At 45.3% G+C, this 17383-nt stretch carries 18 protein-coding genes; all 18 read right to left on the minus strand.

The window, feature by feature from the left end:
- Positions 1 to 2: 2 nt before the first annotated feature.
- The 18 genes from pilM to ACIPK1_RS13350 all read right to left on the minus strand — a co-directional run bounded on the left by pilM (position 3) and on the right by ACIPK1_RS13350 (position 17332).
- A complete protein-coding gene (gene pilM, locus ACIPK1_RS13265) occupies positions 3 to 1049 on the minus strand; it encodes a type IV pilus biogenesis protein PilM (RefSeq protein WP_016613454.1) in 1047 nt (348 codons plus the stop codon).
- A gap of 107 nt (positions 1050 to 1156) precedes the next feature.
- Positions 1157 to 1909, minus strand: coding sequence for an A24 family peptidase (locus ACIPK1_RS13270; RefSeq protein ID WP_008378680.1), 753 nt, complete (start codon positions 1907 to 1909; stop codon positions 1157 to 1159).
- A gap of 61 nt (positions 1910 to 1970) precedes the next feature.
- Complete coding sequence (locus ACIPK1_RS13275) at positions 1971 to 2486, minus strand: type II secretion system protein (protein WP_061054314.1); 516 nt, start codon at positions 2484 to 2486, stop codon at positions 1971 to 1973.
- A gap of 75 nt (positions 2487 to 2561) precedes the next feature.
- Entirely contained in the window at positions 2562 to 3773 is a 1212-nt protein-coding gene (locus ACIPK1_RS13280; RefSeq protein ID WP_400451104.1) for a type II secretion system F family protein, read from the minus strand.
- Positions 3774 to 3776: 3 nt separating this feature from the next.
- Entirely contained in the window at positions 3777 to 5087 is a 1311-nt protein-coding gene (locus ACIPK1_RS13285) for a type IV pilus twitching motility protein PilT (protein WP_086316322.1), read from the minus strand.
- A gap of 91 nt (positions 5088 to 5178) precedes the next feature.
- Positions 5179 to 6753, minus strand: a complete 1575-nt coding sequence (locus ACIPK1_RS13290) for a GspE/PulE family protein (protein WP_223347100.1) — start codon at positions 6751 to 6753, stop codon at positions 5179 to 5181.
- A 14-nt stretch (positions 6754 to 6767) separates the two neighbouring features.
- Entirely contained in the window at positions 6768 to 8252 is a 1485-nt protein-coding gene (locus ACIPK1_RS13295; protein WP_400451105.1) for a type II secretion system protein, read from the minus strand.
- 39 nt (positions 8253 to 8291) lie between these two features.
- Positions 8292 to 8816 (minus strand): hypothetical protein, encoded by a 525-nt coding sequence (locus tag ACIPK1_RS13300; RefSeq protein ID WP_400451106.1) that lies wholly within the window; start codon positions 8814 to 8816, stop codon positions 8292 to 8294.
- Positions 8803 to 9489 carry a type II secretion system protein J gene (locus tag ACIPK1_RS13305; protein WP_005235107.1) on the minus strand — a complete coding sequence of 229 codons (687 nt, stop codon included), beginning with the start codon at positions 9487 to 9489 and terminating at the stop codon, positions 8803 to 8805. The genes ACIPK1_RS13300 and ACIPK1_RS13305 overlap by 14 nt, the downstream gene beginning before the upstream one ends.
- Positions 9490 to 9532: 43 nt before the next feature.
- A complete protein-coding gene (locus ACIPK1_RS13310; protein WP_400451108.1) occupies positions 9533 to 10000 on the minus strand; it encodes a hypothetical protein in 468 nt (155 codons plus the stop codon).
- A gap of 18 nt (positions 10001 to 10018) precedes the next feature.
- A complete protein-coding gene (locus ACIPK1_RS13315; RefSeq protein WP_400451109.1) occupies positions 10019 to 10228 on the minus strand; it encodes a type II secretion system protein in 210 nt (69 codons plus the stop codon).
- A gap of 24 nt (positions 10229 to 10252) precedes the next feature.
- Complete coding sequence (locus tag ACIPK1_RS13320) at positions 10253 to 10576, minus strand: hypothetical protein (RefSeq protein WP_400451146.1); 324 nt, start codon at positions 10574 to 10576, stop codon at positions 10253 to 10255.
- 38 nt (positions 10577 to 10614) lie between these two features.
- Positions 10615 to 12069 carry a hypothetical protein gene (locus ACIPK1_RS13325; protein WP_400451110.1) on the minus strand — a complete coding sequence of 485 codons (1455 nt, stop codon included), beginning with the start codon at positions 12067 to 12069 and terminating at the stop codon, positions 10615 to 10617.
- A 13-nt stretch (positions 12070 to 12082) separates the two neighbouring features.
- A complete protein-coding gene (locus tag ACIPK1_RS13330; protein ID WP_400451111.1) occupies positions 12083 to 13126 on the minus strand; it encodes a hypothetical protein in 1044 nt (347 codons plus the stop codon).
- Positions 13119 to 14498 carry a glucosaminidase domain-containing protein gene (locus ACIPK1_RS13335; RefSeq protein WP_400451112.1) on the minus strand — a complete coding sequence of 460 codons (1380 nt, stop codon included), beginning with the start codon at positions 14496 to 14498 and terminating at the stop codon, positions 13119 to 13121. The genes ACIPK1_RS13330 and ACIPK1_RS13335 overlap by 8 nt, the downstream gene beginning before the upstream one ends.
- Positions 14431 to 14805 (minus strand): hypothetical protein, encoded by a 375-nt coding sequence (locus tag ACIPK1_RS13340; protein ID WP_005235091.1) that lies wholly within the window; start codon positions 14803 to 14805, stop codon positions 14431 to 14433. The genes ACIPK1_RS13335 and ACIPK1_RS13340 overlap by 68 nt, the downstream gene beginning before the upstream one ends.
- Positions 14802 to 16109, minus strand: a complete 1308-nt coding sequence (locus tag ACIPK1_RS13345) for a hypothetical protein (protein WP_101699187.1) — start codon at positions 16107 to 16109, stop codon at positions 14802 to 14804. The genes ACIPK1_RS13340 and ACIPK1_RS13345 overlap by 4 nt, the downstream gene beginning before the upstream one ends.
- 137 nt (positions 16110 to 16246) lie before the next feature.
- Complete coding sequence (locus tag ACIPK1_RS13350; RefSeq protein WP_086316329.1) at positions 16247 to 17332, minus strand: DivIVA domain-containing protein; 1086 nt, start codon at positions 17330 to 17332, stop codon at positions 16247 to 16249.
- Between the last annotated feature and the right edge of the window lie 51 nt (positions 17333 to 17383).

The raw sequence follows: 17383 nt of genomic DNA on the forward strand, positions 1-17383 counted from the left end.
GGTTACACCTCTTTCGTCGCTAATCCCGCAGCCAAGATATAGCGGTCGGGAATTTTTTTCTTGCTGGTTTCACTTACTTTTGCTGAAATCGTTTTGACCGGCAAAGAAGACACCTCATGAAATATTTCTTGGACTTCTTTCCGCAGCATTGGATGGCCGCCGACTAAGTAGATTTTTTTCAATTCACAATCAGGCGAGATTTCCTGATAATAGTAAGCAATCACCGAATTCAAGGTTTCTGCTAACCCTTCCAGTGCTTGGATCTCCGCACTTTCCCTAAAGTTCACTTGCACAGATTGGGCTTTTTCAATATATTTCCAGTTGGCTTGATTATAATCTTCATACTGCAGGTAAGTCGGCACCAATTCTTCAAAAAAGGTGATATTGGCGATGCCAGCATCTAACTCGACCAGCACGAAATTTTCACTCCAGTTGATCTGTCGCTGAAACATACGACTATACGCCAGAAAACTGCAATCGACGCCCATCAACTGATGGCCGCCTTTTTTCAATGTGTCGCCTAGTTGAATCAAAATCGGCTCTGATGTGACCACGACTGGCACATTGCCATTGATGGTAAACCGATTCCGCTGGATAACCACAGCTTGCGGTTCTGCTTTCTCTTCCTTCTTGTTGGCTTTTCTCTTTTGTGCTTTTGGTGCTTTTTCCTTGTTGCCTTTACCTAGGATCAGTAGATCAAAAATCGGGTTTTCAAAAGGCAAAGAGATGGACTCCCCCAATTCAAAATACAAGTACTCGCGAATCTCTTTTTCCGAGTTCATCTTACCGATTGGGATCTGCTTGATCAGCAGACGAGAATTTAGCGCCGTGATCACCACACTCATCGTTCGTAATCCCAAGCGTTTGGCAATCTCATTGAAGGCGGCTTCAAGACTATCAGGATTGCGCAGCTTATCATCTTTAAAAATCGTACCATTCACAACCAGCTCGCCGTATTTGAGACGGTCACCTTTTTTGGTACAGTAACGGATGCAGTTTTTTTGGATGTCGATCCCTACTAAGCGGGGAATTGTTTTTTTGCCAAACATACGAGGACCTGCTTTCTTCTTGTTGGTTTTTATGAAGGAACCAACGCTATTTCTATGTACAACGCTTGCTTAGCAAATCAAGCAAACGCCAAGGTCAGCAACCCGATTCAAAGGAACCAGCCGCTGCCAAGATAAACCATGCCTGTAGCAATGGCGATAAAGGGACCAAAAGCAATGTAGCGGCTTTTGACTTTGCCCCGTAGCATTTGGATCACGTAAAAGATCACTGCCAAGCAAGATGCGACAAATAAAACCGTCAAGACTTGCACTGGGCCGATATACACGCCTAAGACGGCAAATAATTTGATATCGCCGCCACCCATGCCTTTTTTACTGAGCTCCGCTAAGAGATACAATGGCAAGAAGCCAGCAAAGAAGCCAACGAGCCAATACCACCAAAATTCATTTTGCGGTTGGATCAACCGTAAACCGATCCCTCCGGCGAAAAAAGGGGCTAACACTTTATTGGGGATCAGCTGATAGAAGATGTCGCTGGCAGAAATAATGGCTAACAAGGCTAATAAACACCAAGCGGCAATCACTTCAGCAGTGCCCCAAAACAGCAAGGTCGTACCCGTAAATAGCATGCCGATCAACACTTCATAAAGAAAAGCAATCAGCGGGATCTTTTTTTGACACTTACGGCACTTGCCTTTTAAAATAAGGTATGATAAAACTGGAATGAGGTCCCTTGCACCTAATGTCTGTTGGCAGTCATCACAGTGCGAGCGAGTCAGCAGGGATTCCTTTTTGGGAACCCGCCAACCAACCACTAGGAAAAAAGAACCTAGACACATTCCTATGATGAAAAGATAACCAATGATTAGGCCCATTGGGATCTGTTGCAAAATTTCGTTCATAAAAAACTCCTTTTTTCCTGGGGGTTGAGTTGCCGTACACCTCTTAGGTCAGGTTAGTGACTTAAGGTCGTGTAAATAGATCATCTCGTGTTAAAGCATTGATTTGACTCTGACTATAACCAGCATTTGCTGCTCCCACAGGATCATTGGTTACTTGCCCTGCTCTCAAAACATCACCTGGAACAAACATTGTAAGTTCACCATCTGCTGAAACATAGAATTGGACTGTGCCTGGAGCATTTGCTGACACTGATGTCCACGCATTTGCACTCAACAAGCCGTCTTCAATCACATCTGCCAAATCAAAATTTGCTGCTCCTGCTGTTCCATTGTTTAATGTACGATTCGTTGATTGGTACAATATTGCTGCTGAAAATGCTTGTTGTACATCTGCAACAGCTGCATCTTCCCGTGAATTTTGAATTACGTTACCGATCGCAATAACCCCGATCCCAGCGATGATCGCTAAGATAACGACTACTGCCAGCAACTCGACCAAGGAGAGGCCGCGCTCGTCTTTCAATAATTTATTCAATCGATTGTCCGTTGTTTCTTCTGCTAAAATTGCATCAATCATAGTGTGTTTACTCCTCCTGTTTCTTCCATATATATTAAACAAGCCGTCTAGGTGGCTTGATAATACCAAAATTCATTACCCTTGGATCGCACCGAATAAATCGAACATCGGGATCATGATCGCCGCAACGATCAAACCAACGATCACACAGATTATCAAGATGACAATCGGTTCCATGATCGTTTTCAGTCGCTTACTGGTTTCATCAACTTCTTTTTGATAGATGATACTCAATCGTTTCAGCATGTCCTCAAGGGAACCAGTACTTTCGCCAATCTCGACCATCTGGGTCACTAACATCGGAACCATCATGTTGCCGCGAAAGACATCGCTCATCTTGCCACCTTCTTCAATTTGAAAGGCACAGTTATCGATGATTCGCTTGATGTATTTATTGGAAACGACATCCCGACTCATATTCAAGGCGGTCACCATACCGACAGAGCTGCTAAGCAGTGTCGACATGGTTGTCATAAATAATGAAAAACTATTTTTGGTGATCATATCGCCCACCAACGGAATACGTAATAGAAAACTTTGAAAAGCGAAATCGAAGGTTGGATTGCGTCGCGCGATCCACAGTCCGACGAAAAATCCGACGATCAAGACGGCTAAAACCCACCCTCTGGTCTGAAGGAACTCGCTGATCGCCATCGTTACGACGGTGATCGTCGGCAGATCCGCATCAAATCCTTCAAATACTTCCACGAACATCGGTACGATCATCACCAATAAAATGATCCCCACGATAAAGGTTAAAATCACTAAAATAATCGGATAGACCATCGCTGTGACGATCCCGCTGCGGTTTTCGGCGCTTTTTTCATAGTAATCCGCCATATCCTTCAAATTTCCTTCCAGTGATCCAGACATCTCCGAAACAGCGATGACACTGGTCAGAAGTGTCGGAAAGGCATTGGGATGATCTTTGTAGGCTTCTGAGAGCGGGCGTCCGCTATCAATCTCATCCCGAACTTCGCCAAGAATTTTCTTGAAATTCGGGTTTTTTTGTTGCTCTTCCAGCATTCGTGAGGCATCAACAATCGTGATCCCCGAAGCGATCAATGTCGAAAACTGGCGCAAATACCCTACCAGCAGTTTTAACGAAACTTTTGTAAAGAGTTGAATCTCTTTATTCGCCAAGGTTTCTGGCTGTTCGATCAAACTGTTGACTTTGATATGCTTTTGGCGCAGCTTTTGGCGGGCTTCAACGGAGGAATTGGCACGCAAGCTGCCAGAAAACGTTTCGCCTCGGACATTGGTGCCTTGATAGGCAAAGAGTGCCATCGGCTATTCGCCCCCTTCCTCCATTAAGTTATCTGCCACATCGGCATCGACCCGTTCCGCAGCAACCAGTTCTTCTAAAGAAGCGCTCATGGTATGCATGCCTTCGTTTTTCCCCATCTGCAGCATATTATGGATCTGGTGGGTTTTCCCTTGACGGATCAAGCTGGCGATCCCTCTGGTATTGAGCATCATCTCGGTTGCTGCTACCCGTCCGTTGCCATCGATCGTTGGCAGCAAGCGCTGGGACAAGATCCCTAGTAATGCGCCAGCAAGCTGTGTACGAATCTGAGTCTGCTGATCGGCAGGAAAGACATCGACGATCCGTTCAATAGTCGCTGGGGCACTTGACGTATGCAAGGTTCCTAATACCAAGTGTCCCGTTTCCGCTGCCGTCAAAGCAATCGAGATTGTTTCAAAATCTCGTAGCTCCCCTACTAAGATGACGTCTGGATCTTGACGCAGGGCAGCTCGTAAGCCATTGCCAAAGGACATGGTGTCGCTGCCGACTTCGCGCTGGGCAACGATGCTTTTTTTGTGGTTATGGATGTACTCAATCGGGTCTTCCAACGTCAAAATATGCGTCTTTTTGGTATCATTCAAATAGTCCAGCATCGCAGCCAGTGTCGTTGATTTCCCTGAACCGGTCGGCCCTGTAACTAAGAACAAGCCTTGGCTTTTATGGATCAGAGTCCGCAAGACGGTCGGCATACCGAGTTTGCTTAGCTTCGGGATCTCGATGGGGATCTGCCGCAAGGCGATCGAAACGGTATCTTTTTGGCGGAAAATATTGACCCGAAAGCGACAGATGTCGCCTAGTTCGTAGGCCAAGTCGGTCTCGCCTTTTCCCTTGAATTCCTCCCATTGCCGTTGGTTGCAAAGGATTTCGGCAATGGCTTCGATGTCCTTGGTGTCGATGGTCGGAACCCCTTCGATCGGTAGCAAGTCGCCGTGGCGACGAAAAATCGGCGGTACGCCTTCGACTAAATGGATATCCGATGCTTTTTGTTCGACGGCGATCATCAACCAATGATCGATCCGCTCTTTAGGTGGCATGGCAGCAAATTGCGCCGCTTCGTTGCGATTGACGCCCTGTGTACTGCTGGCAGTCGTCGTTTTTGTCACTGCTTGCCGTTCTGCTTTTTGAATGATCTCCCGCGTCGAGACAGATCGGTCTTGATCGCTCTGGCGACTGTGGGCACGTTTTTTTTCTCTCAGTTCACGATTTTCCCGAATGCGGGTACGGGTCGGAGCTGTTTTTTCTCTCGTCGCCCTTTTGGTTGCTCGCTCTTGTGTTGCCACTCTCGTTTGATCCATTAAACCAGCCCCTTTCTATGTGCATTTCCTTTTAAAATAATGTATGTAGTTCTTCGGTGATCCCTAGATCACCGATAAATCAATCCGTGCCTCACTCTTCTGCGGCGACCACCTTCAAGACTTCTTCGATGGTGGAAAAGCCTTGTTGCACTTTGTCTAACCCATCATCCAACAAAAAGCGCATCTTTCGTTCCTGAACATAATCCATCAGCTGGTCGTTGGTCGCTTTGTTCGTGATCATACGACGCAGCTTGGCATCGATCGTCAACAGCTCTTGGACGGCCATTCGCCCTTTGAATCCCGTATTGCCACACTTTGGACAGCCCACAGGCTGTGCCAGTTCCGTAACCGTGATGCCATAGGATTCAAATAACTGCTTGTCCTTGTCGCTGGCTGGTCCTACTGTCTTACAAGAAGAACAAAGGGTTCGGACGAGCCGTTGAGCTAAGATGCCTTCTAACGCATTAGCGACCAGAAACGGTTCTACCCCCATGTCGACTAAGCGATTGATGGTGCTGACGGAATCATTGGTATGCAGGGTGGATAATACCAAGTGCCCGGTCATGGAAGCCCGAATCGCAATCTCCGCCGTTTCGCCATCTCGAATCTCTCCCACCATCACGACATTGGGGTCTTGTCGCAAGATCGACCGTAACCCAGCGGAAAAGGTCAAACCGACGTTGCTGTTGACTGCCACTTGGTTGATGCCTTGCAGCTGAAACTCCACTGGGTCTTCGACGGTGATAATATTGATCTCAGGCGTGTTCAACTCTTGCAGCGCCGCATACAAGGAAGAGGATTTCCCTGATCCTGTCGGTCCAGTGACAAGAATGATCCCGTGGGGTTTATGCAAAATCGCTTTAAAGGTTGCCAATACCTTCGGTTCAAAGCGAAACTCATCTAGGCGCCGAATGCCACTGGAGCGATCCAACACCCGAATCACAACTTTCTCCCCATGAATGACAGGCAAAACCGAGACCCGCAAATCAACCACGTTGCCCCCGTTACGAATCATTGCCCGACCATCTTGTGGCACACGTGTTTCGGTGATATCCAAGGAGGAAATGATTTTCAGTCGTGAAGTCACACCAGTCTGAATACTCTTAGGCAAGTTTTCATGGGTACGAAGCTCCCCATCGACCCGTAAGCGGACAACTAATCCTTTTTCTTGGGGATCGAAATGGATATCACTGGCGCCCCGATCCACTGCATCTTGCAGCAGGGTATTGACCAATTTTACGATTGGCGAATCATCTAATTTTGAGTCGCCTTCTGGATCGATGGTTTCAACGAGAGAGTCGCTCAAGCCATCCAAACTGATCTCAGAAGGGTAATCGCGAACGATCAGTTGTTGGATATCGGCATTGTGGGCTTTTTGCGGACGAATCAATAACCCAGTGATCAAACGCATTTCATTGATCGCCGCATAATCCCCAGGGTTTGCCATCGCAACGGTCAAGCGGTTGCCTTTTTTTTCTAATGGAAAGACGCTGTGCTGTTTGGCAAACGAGCGGGGGATCAGTGACAAAACCTCTGAGCTGATCTCTAAGTCAAACAGGTTGCCTGTTTGTGTTTTCTCAGCAGTGGTTGAACTTGTGGTGTTCTCTGACTTTTTGAGAGGCCTTCTAGGTTTTCTACGTGGCGTTCTTTCACTTGATTGCGGCAACTGGCGCCCTCCTTTCAATAATCGAGTTTGTTGATATAGTCAAACATTCGTGTAACGGTTAAATATGCTTCATCATCAGACCACATGTTTCGATCCAAAAAACTTCTGAGGATCGTTACCTCCCCCGATTGCGCCTGACTTTCAAAGTCGCGGACGCGATAATTGACGCCTAATTGTTGCAGTTGATTTTCTAGTTCCACCTGGTCATCCATATAGTAAGGTACGAGAACGACCGTTCCTTCAAGACGACGGTTATGAGCCCCTGTTGCTAAAAAAGTCGGGTCAAATAATGCCAAATCTGGCAGTATTTCCATGACAAAGGTCGACTCTCTATCCACAGCTAAATGAAAGGGTTCAACGCCTGTATGACCCAAGATCAGCTGGGCACCATTTTTTAAGGTGATTTGATTCCAATACGCTGGATCTTCATAATAAGAATCAAAAACCGCGGAACTGCCGGCTTCTGCTAATGCCAATCTACGAGCAGTTTTCGGCGCATCGATAAATGAAAGCCCGTGAACCTCCATTATGGTATTGCTGCCATCCAATGTGATTCTTGACGGGTCATGGGGCACTGTGAATTGATTTTGATTCTGAAAATACGAGAAATCATCGATCGTTCCACCACTAGGCATCATCGTATTCGTCAGCATAAAATCACCATAAACAGTAATCCTTCGTTCCGTATCTTCGGTACTATGCACGATCGAGCCTTCCGTGACTGGTCCCGCATAAAAATTGCTGCTCGTCAGAACCATCGACGGCTTCATAAACGTCAAACTACCATCTGCCGCAGGGTTCTGTTTCGTGGCTTCTCGATGATAAAAATTAAAATAATTGGTATTTAATTCGCCTAACCCAGTGCCCGCATCCGGTGAATTTACGGAAACATTTAGATGGCCTTCAGCAAAAAGAACCCCTTCTTGCTCAACTCTCGAAGCCGAACTATTGGTGTTGTTGATCCATACGTTTCCAGCAAGGATATCCGTATATGCTTGTGATAGGACCAAGCGACTGCCAGCTCGACTGCCCAAATCGATATACATTCCTAAACCGGCTTGCAAGAAGATGTCTTTGATCACGTTCAACCCGTTACTAGGCTGTCCGCCATCATTCTGGATCGCAAGCAGACTTTTTGCCGAAAATTGCCCGCTTCCCTGTCCTTCCATCTGGACCCCATGATTAAAGAAAAAGGAACCATCGAAATGCAGCCAATTAAGAATCGGCTTTGTTCGAAAATCTAAAAATCTGCCGTCTTGAAAATCTTGCAGGACATTGTTGGCAAACCCGAATTGCAAGAAGTCATCCGATTCAAAAGCGAGATAATCAAACGATGGACGTACGCGTTGAAAATCGGCGACTTCAAACAATTTTCGAACCCAAGTATCGGCGGATACCGCTTGCCCTGCTGTAGAGGGTAAGTAATAGGGATAAAAAATGTTTCGCCAAATATCCAGCTGTGTTTGTCTTTGTTCGAGGTCTTCTTCTTCAAGCTGCATTTCATAGATATATTCGGCAGAAGCTGTATGTACTCGCGGTTATCCTTCAGCCAATTGCGTCTGATCCGTGACTTGCGATTGAATTTGAATAATGATTTGAAGATTGGTTTTATCTGGCAGCATCGAGGCGGATTGGATCCATCCTTGCTCCCCACCAGATTTGGTCATTACATAAGGGGCGATCTCATTATATTCATAGTCAACGACAGAGGAGGTAAAAGAAAATTTATCATCGATGTTCTCATTCACATCGACTTCGTCCAGCACAAATCTCAATTCGTTATCTAGATGGTCTTGCCATTCATTATTATTAGAATAGAAGCCGCCATTCTGCATGGTTCGAGTGATGAAATCATCTATTCTCAGTTTTAGCTCCTGAGAAGCGAGTTGAAAGGAATATTCGTGTACATCTTCCACTCGACGGAAGCTATCTATCGTTCGAATTTGTGAATTGACATTTCGAGCAACAAGGAAGACCAAGCCAATCATCAAAGAGGAAAGAATGATCGCCGCGAGGGCATAAATCAGCGCAAAACCAGTTTCATTTTGTCTACCATCGTCCATTCCCGGGTACCCCCCCTCTTGCTTTCTCATTGTCACGATAATTGATCGTAAATTCTCGTTTATAGATAATCTGCTTGTGGTAATCAGTGACCAGATCCTCCATCTGCCACCAGCCAGTCAAATCATCATAATAATCCGCAAAGTTGATCGTTTCCGTGTAAAATAAAACGAAAAACTTGGTCTGGATACTGAACGTATCGCGATAATTTGGCGTATAGTGATGGGTCAACGTCGCTTCATTCTCATTTTTTTGTTGAATGATCTTTAACTTAATCGTAGGATCTTTCGTATCATAGACTCTGGCACGAATATTGTTGGTATCTGTGATATCAGTCACAACCATTCGCGGACTGCCCTCTTCCGTAATCGTTGCCCCTAAGGTTCCTTCGGGCATTGTTTTGACAATATGTTCCTCGTGGAAAAGAAGACTATCATATTTTCCTAAATACCCCGCATGTTCATAGATACCATCAATTTTGGCGATTCGGTCTGCTTGCGCCAAGATTTCATTCGCTATCCCTTGAAAGGCAGCAATTCGACCTTGACGAACAGAGGCTTGGACGATCAAAAAGAGTGTCCCAGAAAAGAGTGCAATGATGATGCCGAATATGACCATCGCCCCTAACAATTCGACAAGCGTGATTCCTTGCTCATCCTGTAATCGATGCTTCATCTGCGCCCCTCCTTTGCAACTTCCGCAAGAACAGCCAGCCCTTTCAATAGTCTACTACCCAATGCAGATACGTTTCTGTCAAAAATGCGCCCGTTTGTTTATCGAAGACCTGAATAATAAGTCCGAGCCCGAGCTGACGACGGTCGTAACTGTCTTCTCGCAGTCCATGTCTGGGGTCTTCGCGAATGGAGACCTTGACCAAATAGTTGGTGGTTTCTTCATTCTCCGACAAGTACGTTCCCATATAGAGGCGATTTTCTTCCGAATTTACCAAGGGCTGCGGCAAATGAGCGCCAGAATGATCGTATACCACCTTGCGAATAAATCGGCCCCGATTGAAATCATCTACAGCAATCGGGATTTCTTCATACATCGGTTGCCCTTGCGCATTGTATTGAATCCCTGAATTATCGAGGACCAAATGGTGTCGGCGAACTTCTGAGGGATCATCTGGATCGACCATCATCCAAGAAGGTCTAGCCGTAAAGATCCCGATATTCAAATCCGCCAAGTCTTGAGTCTGTGCCCGTTAGATTAGCCATTCCTTGACATCATCTCGTGCTGCGATGGCCTCTTCCATTCGGGTATTGTAGCTAAGGATCAGGTTGTTTTGGATGATCAGCATGGCGATCATGACCATTGCGATCCCGAGAATGACGATCGCTCCAAGGATCTCAACCAGGCTGAACCCTGATTCATCAAGTACTTTATGTGCTTGTCTGCCGTTTTTCAGTTTCATCACCTGCTTTTTGCCTAGTCCCGATCAAGGAGAATTCTTTTCTTCTAGCTGGTTGATACTTGTATCTGGGTCAAGAAAAGATAATTTGCTAAGGGCAAACCCCCAGTGAATCAGTTTATTGAAATCAGGGTAGTCAGCTAATGGAATACTTTTTTTGGCTTTGCGTGTGATGCGGATTCGTTCCCTGATATAATGATACCTTTCTTCTTCAACCAGTCGCTGAATCTCGGCGATCCCTTTTTCAACATCAGGATCTTCGACATTCGCTTGCATATATTGTTGGTAGAAATAATCCAAATACTTCCCGTATTGAAGAAAATAACGGTATTCAATTTCTTCAATGACCATTTTCACGTGAATCTCTCCTTGACTTATTTTCTAGCAACTTATTGAAGTGAGTACAAATGCCGATAGATGATCGCAGTGGCACTCTCTGGCCGATCATTGTCTAACTGAAAGACCTCCCTTAATGATTGTCGATCAGAAGCCTGAATGACTTCGACTTTCGGTAAAAGTTCGTAGGCAAGATGGCTATCGTCTGCGACACTTGTATCGATCATCACTTGTTCGATCAGTGAACGGCTGACGCCATAACCGTCTTCACTTTGATAGGATCGGTCCAAAGGGAAACTATAATAAAACCAGCCATCATCGGGATTATAGATCCAAGTGTTGCGATCGATCTGACGGTAATCGCTCAAAGAGCCGAATTCGATCATGATGGCTTCTGAATCGATCTGGGCAGGACTTTCAGAGACAAAGCTGCTTAGCGTTTTCACCGTTTGGGTCGGATACAACCCAGCAGCATCGGGAAACGCACTGATCATCTCTGGCAATTGAAAGGCACTGCCTAACCCAGATTCTGTCGTCGTGTAATCAAATGACGACTGGTCAATCGTTCCCTGTTCTCCGAGATACGTGAATCCCGTAGGTTCTTCATTGGTGGAAAAGGGGCTGGCTAGCTGCGACTCCGCCCAGTTTCGAACAAAATAACGATACCCTTCAAGATAATAACTATAGGTCAAGTTGGCTGCTTCAAAGGTCCACTCAGCAACCGGATCAGCAGGATTGAGCAGCAGCAGTTCCCCACTCATTTTCTGCATGACCGGTTGTTGGTTTCGTCGAAAGGAATAGCTGAAGTGAGCTTCGACAAGGACCGGTTCTTGCCAGAGATCTGGCGGACAATCGATCAAGTCTGATGACGGTTGCTCCTCCATTTCGTCATTGCCCTCGGTGTGATCGTAGAAGTTCTCAGGATTATCCTGTCCTTCAGCGTCTAATTCCCCCAATAACTCCTGCATCTCTTCGCTATCGAAGGCATCCAAGGCAGGCGTGGGTGCCAACTCTTCGATCGTCTCATCGCTGATCCAAACCATCACTTGACCATCAAGAGCATTTCCAATGAGTTCTGGGATCTGCTGGGTCACGTTCTGATACCCTCTTGCTAAAATCTCGTTTTCATCAAAGCGAGACAGTACTGGTAATAAGTCTGGCGCATCACTCGCATCAGCCGCCTGCTCAAAGGCTGCTTCCTCACTGTCTGGCGCGATATAGCGCAGCACTTCTTCAAAGCTTGCTCGGACAAAGACTGGCACTTCACTAGCGTTCATTACCCGAACGGATCGTTGGATCGTCGTCCCTGTAAGGGTCATTCGTTCCTGCCATTCTTCCAAAATCTCGATTTTTTCGAACACTTCATTTTCATCCGCTAATCGACGAATATGAATAGACTGATTATTCTGCCAAATCAAGATGCTAAGCAACAAAAGAAAGAAAAGCAGACCCGCGATACTATTTCTTAACACTATTTTTTTTTGCACCCTTGTTTCCTCTTTTCTCAAGTAATGACGGCTCTCAAGTAAAGAGATAAATGCCTAATAGAATGAATAAGGCGATCAATGATACACAGAAGATGATGGATAATATCAAGTTTTGATCAATAAAACGAAACACATCTGCTACATGGTTGATACTCATTGAGACTTCTCCAACGAAACGGTCTGCTTCGATGGCTTCTTCCCCAAATGCCTGTCCATCACCAATGACGGATAAATGATAGCCCTGCTCTTCGTCAGCCTCGATCGATAGTACTCGGCGAGCAATATAGCCGGTTCCTGAGCCATTTGTAAAGACCGCGAGCCCGTTTGGCTGTACTTGAGTGAAGGCTTGTTCTCTTAAAATGATCAAATCTTGTGTGCGTAATGCGGAGCTGTCAAGATTCGCCATCCCATTATCTGATAAACGCACCACCCGATGATTAAAAACCGTCATTTCGTTTTGATCAGTCACATATAAGCTGATAAACGTAAATAGGACAGTCATGCTACAAACCAAGAAAATCAGATAGATGATTTTCAGTACGAGATTGCCAGATTTCTTTTTGGCTGTTGGTTTCTTCGTCGCGGCTTTGCCTTTTTGCGGGGGTCGTCGTTTCTGGGAAACTTCCGCTGGTTTTTTGCCTTGCTTGTGGGTCCCTTTTGATTTGGCATTAGGATGACTTGATTTTTTGATTTTCCCCTGCTCGTTGTGCTGACTTGGACGTGCTTGCTGCGGTGGACGCTTTTTCTTTTTGCGTGGTGCTTCACTGGTCGTACTGGCAGCTGCTCTTTCTTTTTGCTTGCTAGGATGCTGCTTTTCGGTCGGTAATTTGGGGCGATTCGCTGTACTAGCCGCTTTTTTTCGTTTCTTTTTCACAGGCGCCTGTCCTGTCGGTTCTTTTTGGGGTGGCTTTTTTGGTCGTTTCTTGCCACTTGAAGGGCTGGCTTGCTTGCCTTGCGCTTGAAACTTTTCGATTCGGGGATTTCTCGGTGTATCCTCTGGTTGTTCTCGTTTTTTTTCACGTTTGGCAGGCTGTGGCGGACGTTTTTTTCTTCTAGGTGCTTGCGACTGATTACTCATTGGCATCTACCTCGCTGCCCGCTCGTTCCATCCCTCTTAATTGGTTTGCATAAGTATTGGCATTGGCGTTTTCTTGCAAGCGATCCTTGACAGTCCGAATGGACGCTGGCAAATTCCCTGAGCCTCGACGATTTGCCGCGCTTCTTTGCAAGTCTTCAAACAACGAACGGGTCGTCTCCGCTTCTTCCTTGCGGGCTGCTTCGATTGCTTGTGCACGTGTGCGTTCAATCTCTTCCAAGACCTCTTCGGTCGGCTCGTTGTCATAGATGGTTAGATCATAGGCCTCGATCAACGCATTCAGCTTTTGGTCATAATGGATGTCCGTAGCATAGCGCCCGGTCAACCACGCAGTTGCTTCCCGATAAGTTGGGGCATTTTCTTTCCAAACGGGGGCATAAAAGCGCGGGTTGCCTGTGATGCTTCCTCTTAGTAAGCGAGCGTAATCTTCGATGGATTCACGGTAACTTGGGTATTTACGGAAATTGGAAGAGATCGTATACCACGCACCACTTCCATCATCTTCTTGCGTATTGAAGGTCACTTTTTGCCCACGAAAGCTGCCCTTGATGCCAAAGAGATTGTGGTTTGGCGGACTGGATAAGGCACTATTTCCTGAGCCAGTCTCCAAGATGGCTTGTGCGATCATCACTGAAGCATAAAGATCATTGTTATAGGCAACATCCTGCGCGTCAGAACCGATCTCATTGATGAATTGCTGTGTCGTTAGATTACGAGAAACCGAAAATTGAAAATTGCTTTCCCGCTCTTCTTCATCAATCGGCGATTCGGGTTCTTCAGTGATTGGATCGGGCTTTTTTTCTTTGTCCTGATTGGTTTGATTCCCATTTGATTGGTTGTTTCCGCTATTGTTGCTGCTGTTAGTATCGTTGGTTTCTTGCTCATTCGTTTCAGGTCCAGCAGGCTGATTCGGCTGTTGATCGCCTTCTGAAGGATCTGGCGTCGACGGAACGTTTTCGGCCTCTTGGTCTTCTGTTTCATCCGAGCCGCTCTCCATCTCTTCCTCGTCTGTCTGTCCCTCGTCTGCCGGTCGTTCCACATCATTTACGACTTGGACTTCCGTTCCTTTTTCGGCCTGCTCCGCTTCTTCTGGAAGGGTTTCTTTTGTTTGTTCTGGAGGAGTATCAAGTTGCTCCATTATCCTGTCAGCTCCTTCGTAAGAGACCGGTCGGAGGGCATCCGTTATCGATAGCCCACGAGTTTCTCGTTGTGCATCGATGGTTTCCATATAAGTAGATGGTTCTACACCTAAGATCGATCGAACCATGGCTTCAGAAATCGTTTGATTATTGATGATTCCGATAAATGCTCCGATCGCTAACAGACTTTTTACGTTTCTTCTGGGCTTTTTCATCTTCTTGATCCTCCTCCTTGGGGCTGTTCTTGCTGGTGCCTTTTTTTGGTCGTTCATGGTCTTTGCTTTCATTTTTCTCAAGCTGCACAAGTAGCAATTGATAATGAAATGCATTGTTCCGCAAATACATCGTAAAACCTAGCAAAAGAGCGAGTAAAAACAAGTGGCTGATAGTGACATATTCTCGAAAGGCAGAGAGATAAAAATAGGCGGTCAGCTGCAAAAATACCGCTAATGGGATCAAAGAAGCAATAAAGTAGATGCGGTATAAGAATAAGAATCGTTGTTTTTGCTTTTGGGTTCTCATAGACTGCTCCTAACGTCTGTATTGCCTTCGATCAATGCTTTTTTTTCTAATAGATAGCTTTCGCTTTGGAGAAGATCAAAGTAAGCGGCTTTTCGTAAAAGATTGTCATAGTCCATCTTCATAATGCGTGCGTAAGGTTTTCTAAACCATGGTCGCTCATACAATTTGACTCGTGATTCAATCACGCTGCATTCATAAAAAACTAAACTGATATCTTTAGCAGATAGGTTGTTGTCGACCACTTGCTGCACTTGCCCTCTCTCATAGGTCAATTCTTTTTCGTTCAACGTCATTTTTTCGATCTTTTGTACGAGATTGTCATTGATGCGCCAAACCTGTTCGAGGTATTTGGCTTTTTGAAAAAGATAGGTATATTCTCGTAAGCTGATTTTCAATTGCGTATGCCAGTTCTCGTCTTCTTCATCGGTCAAGCTGTTTAAATAGTGGATACTATTTTTGATCAAAGAGGCTTCTAAGTTTTCGATGTAGATCTCAAGCTTTTGATTGGCCAAGCGCAAGCGCTCTTTGCTTGCTCGTTCTCGTTTCGCCTCTTCCTCCAACGCTAATTCATTGGCGTTGACTTTGGACAATTGCTTGGCTTTTTTTGACTGTTTTTTTTTGCTGCTTTTTTTTCGAACTTTCTTTTTGAACTTTGGTGGCTCATCCGCACTGACCTTTTGGAACTCGAGCGTGTCTTCCAGTTCTTTTTTCATTGCATTGGTTTTGCCCTGACGTTTTTCTTCATGGACTTGCGCTTTCGGGCGACTCACAAACGTGACATTTTGTTCGTCGATCACGCTTTGTACGATTTTTACCAGTTGCTCTTTAAAGTCGTTCGCATCACTTACACCAGCGGGGGCTTGCTGCTGCAAGCTAGCATGCAACTGCATCGTAAAGGGAAACTCTTCTTCTGTGTATGCGATTGGTACAAACTCCAAAAACAAATTGCTTTTCTCATCGGACACATGATTGATGCCAATTTGCGTCCACACAAACTGAGGAAATTGCTGTTCCAAGGGAATGCGTAATTTTGAGTAATCGATTTTTTTCCGTAAGATCTCCATCTCGATATGATGGGTGAAGGCTTCGATGGAATAAAATTGCTCAAAGTAATGCGTCACTTGTTTGCGAATCGACGATTTGAGCGGCCACTTTTTTTGATAGAGGTTGTCACAGGCAGTGATTACTGATGGAAGTGCCTCTTGTTTGTAAAATAATTCCTCAAGATTTGGACTCAAGGTTGGATAGATGGCAATTTTTAAAATATCATTCGTCACATTCGTCCCAATGACCAACATTCTCATAAGAAATCAAGTCGTAGTTGTTGCCTGTGATTTCTTATACAGCATATATGGTCCTAGTGGGTTTCCCTCCTTTGTCGTGTCGCTCTCGGAAATTATTTAGCAGACCTTTTCGTCTATTCCGACTCATAACCTTCTTTTTAGTCTGGCAGATTCAACACTTTGCTATGCTGGATCAACTGCTCAAACAACCCTTTCGATTCATGATGAAACGTCGTAAGTCGTTCTTGGTATTGCTTGATCTCTTGACGGATTTTCATCACTTCCATCGATGCTTCTGAAATGATCTTGTGGGCTTCATTTTCCGCCATCTGACGTCTTCTGTCGGCTTCCAGTTCTGCTTCAGCAGCGGTTTCCCGTGCTTTTTCTTTTGCTTCGATCAAAATCGTCGCCAGCTCGTCCTTCATTTGTTCGACCTTTGCCAGCTCACGTTCCAAGTCACGCTGTAAGACATTCTTATCTGCCAATTGTTCGACTCTTGAACGTTCGAGATCCCGATATTTCGCTTCCGCTTCTTGCAAGCGCAAGTTCAACTGTTGATTTTCATTTTCAAGCGAAGTGATCCGGCGCATGCTTTCGACTTCTTTTAATTTGTAGTTTTCGATTATCGCCGCTTTTTCTTCTAAATGAATCGCTTTTTCTTCAAAAGCCTGGACTTGCTTGCTTTTTTCTTCTAATTCTTTTAGCAGTTCATCTTCTCTTTGACGCAATTGTTCGAGCTCTTCTTCTACTTCGATCAATTCGTCTTCTTGACTCGTCAACTGCTCAATTTCCTGCTCATAATTGGTTTTGAGGGCTTCTTGTTGACGTTCTGCTTCTTTTAACTGCTGCTGTAACTCGTTGTAACGCATTTGCAGCTGCTTGTTTTCATAAATGATACTTTCTTGTTGCGTCGCTTGCGAAGCCATCCGATTGATGGATTCTTGTTTGTTTTCCAATTGCTTGGTCAAATGTTCGACGGTCTTGGTCAGTTGTGAAACGGTATTTTCTAATGCCAGCAGCTCTTCTTGGGCATCATCGTCATACTCGTCTTCCTCGTATTCTTCATCCTCGTACTCATCGTCCTCGTACTCGTCGTCCTCATATTCTTCATCGTCATACTCATCGTCATCATATTCTTCATCATCGTACTCGTCTTCGTCGTACTCTTCTTCATCATATTCCTCGTCGTAGACATGAACGCCTTCGTAAGTTTCTTCATCTTTCTTTTTGCGAAATAATGCCATGTTACCCCTCCTGATTCCTCACTCATCGATGATTTGATTCGTTAACAATTT

It is taken from the genome of Enterococcus sp. NPDC086594, from assembly GCF_044746145.1.
GTDB lineage: Bacteria > Bacillota > Bacilli > Lactobacillales > Enterococcaceae > Enterococcus_D > Enterococcus_D entomosocium.

Bases quoted from the DNA above. Each gene is read 5' to 3' on its own strand.
- ACIPK1_RS13285 (WP_086316322.1), bottom strand. From the start codon at position 5,087: ATGGATCAAACGAGAGTGGCAACACAAGAGCGAGCAACCAAAAGGGCG.
- ACIPK1_RS13295 (WP_400451105.1), bottom strand. From the start codon at position 8,252: ATGCAGCTTGAAGAAGAAGACCTCGAACAAAGACAAACACAGCTGGAT.
- ACIPK1_RS13275 (WP_061054314.1), bottom strand. From the start codon at position 2,486: ATGATTGATGCAATTTTAGCAGAAGAAACAACGGACAATCGATTGAAT.
- ACIPK1_RS13340 (WP_005235091.1), bottom strand. From the start codon at position 14,805: ATGAGAACCCAAAAGCAAAAACAACGATTCTTATTCTTATACCGCATC.
- pilM (WP_016613454.1), bottom strand. From the start codon at position 1,049: ATGTTTGGCAAAAAAACAATTCCCCGCTTAGTAGGGATCGACATCCAA.
- ACIPK1_RS13270 (WP_008378680.1), bottom strand. From the start codon at position 1,909: ATGAACGAAATTTTGCAACAGATCCCAATGGGCCTAATCATTGGTTAT.
- ACIPK1_RS13320 (WP_400451146.1), bottom strand. From the start codon at position 10,576: ATGGTCATTGAAGAAATTGAATACCGTTATTTTCTTCAATACGGGAAG.
- ACIPK1_RS13305 (WP_005235107.1), bottom strand. From the start codon at position 9,489: ATGAAGCATCGATTACAGGATGAGCAAGGAATCACGCTTGTCGAATTG.
- ACIPK1_RS13300 (WP_400451106.1), bottom strand. From the start codon at position 8,816: ATGGACGATGGTAGACAAAATGAAACTGGTTTTGCGCTGATTTATGCC.
- ACIPK1_RS13330 (WP_400451111.1), bottom strand. From the start codon at position 13,126: ATGAGTAATCAGTCGCAAGCACCTAGAAGAAAAAAACGTCCGCCACAG.
- ACIPK1_RS13345 (WP_101699187.1), bottom strand. From the start codon at position 16,109: ATGAGAATGTTGGTCATTGGGACGAATGTGACGAATGATATTTTAAAA.
- ACIPK1_RS13280 (WP_400451104.1), bottom strand. From the start codon at position 3,773: ATGGCACTCTTTGCCTATCAAGGCACCAATGTCCGAGGCGAAACGTTT.
- ACIPK1_RS13335 (WP_400451112.1), bottom strand. From the start codon at position 14,498: ATGAAAAAGCCCAGAAGAAACGTAAAAAGTCTGTTAGCGATCGGAGCA.
- ACIPK1_RS13315 (WP_400451109.1), bottom strand. From the start codon at position 10,228: ATGAAACTGAAAAACGGCAGACAAGCACATAAAGTACTTGATGAATCA.
- ACIPK1_RS13350 (WP_086316329.1), bottom strand. From the start codon at position 17,332: ATGGCATTATTTCGCAAAAAGAAAGATGAAGAAACTTACGAAGGCGTT.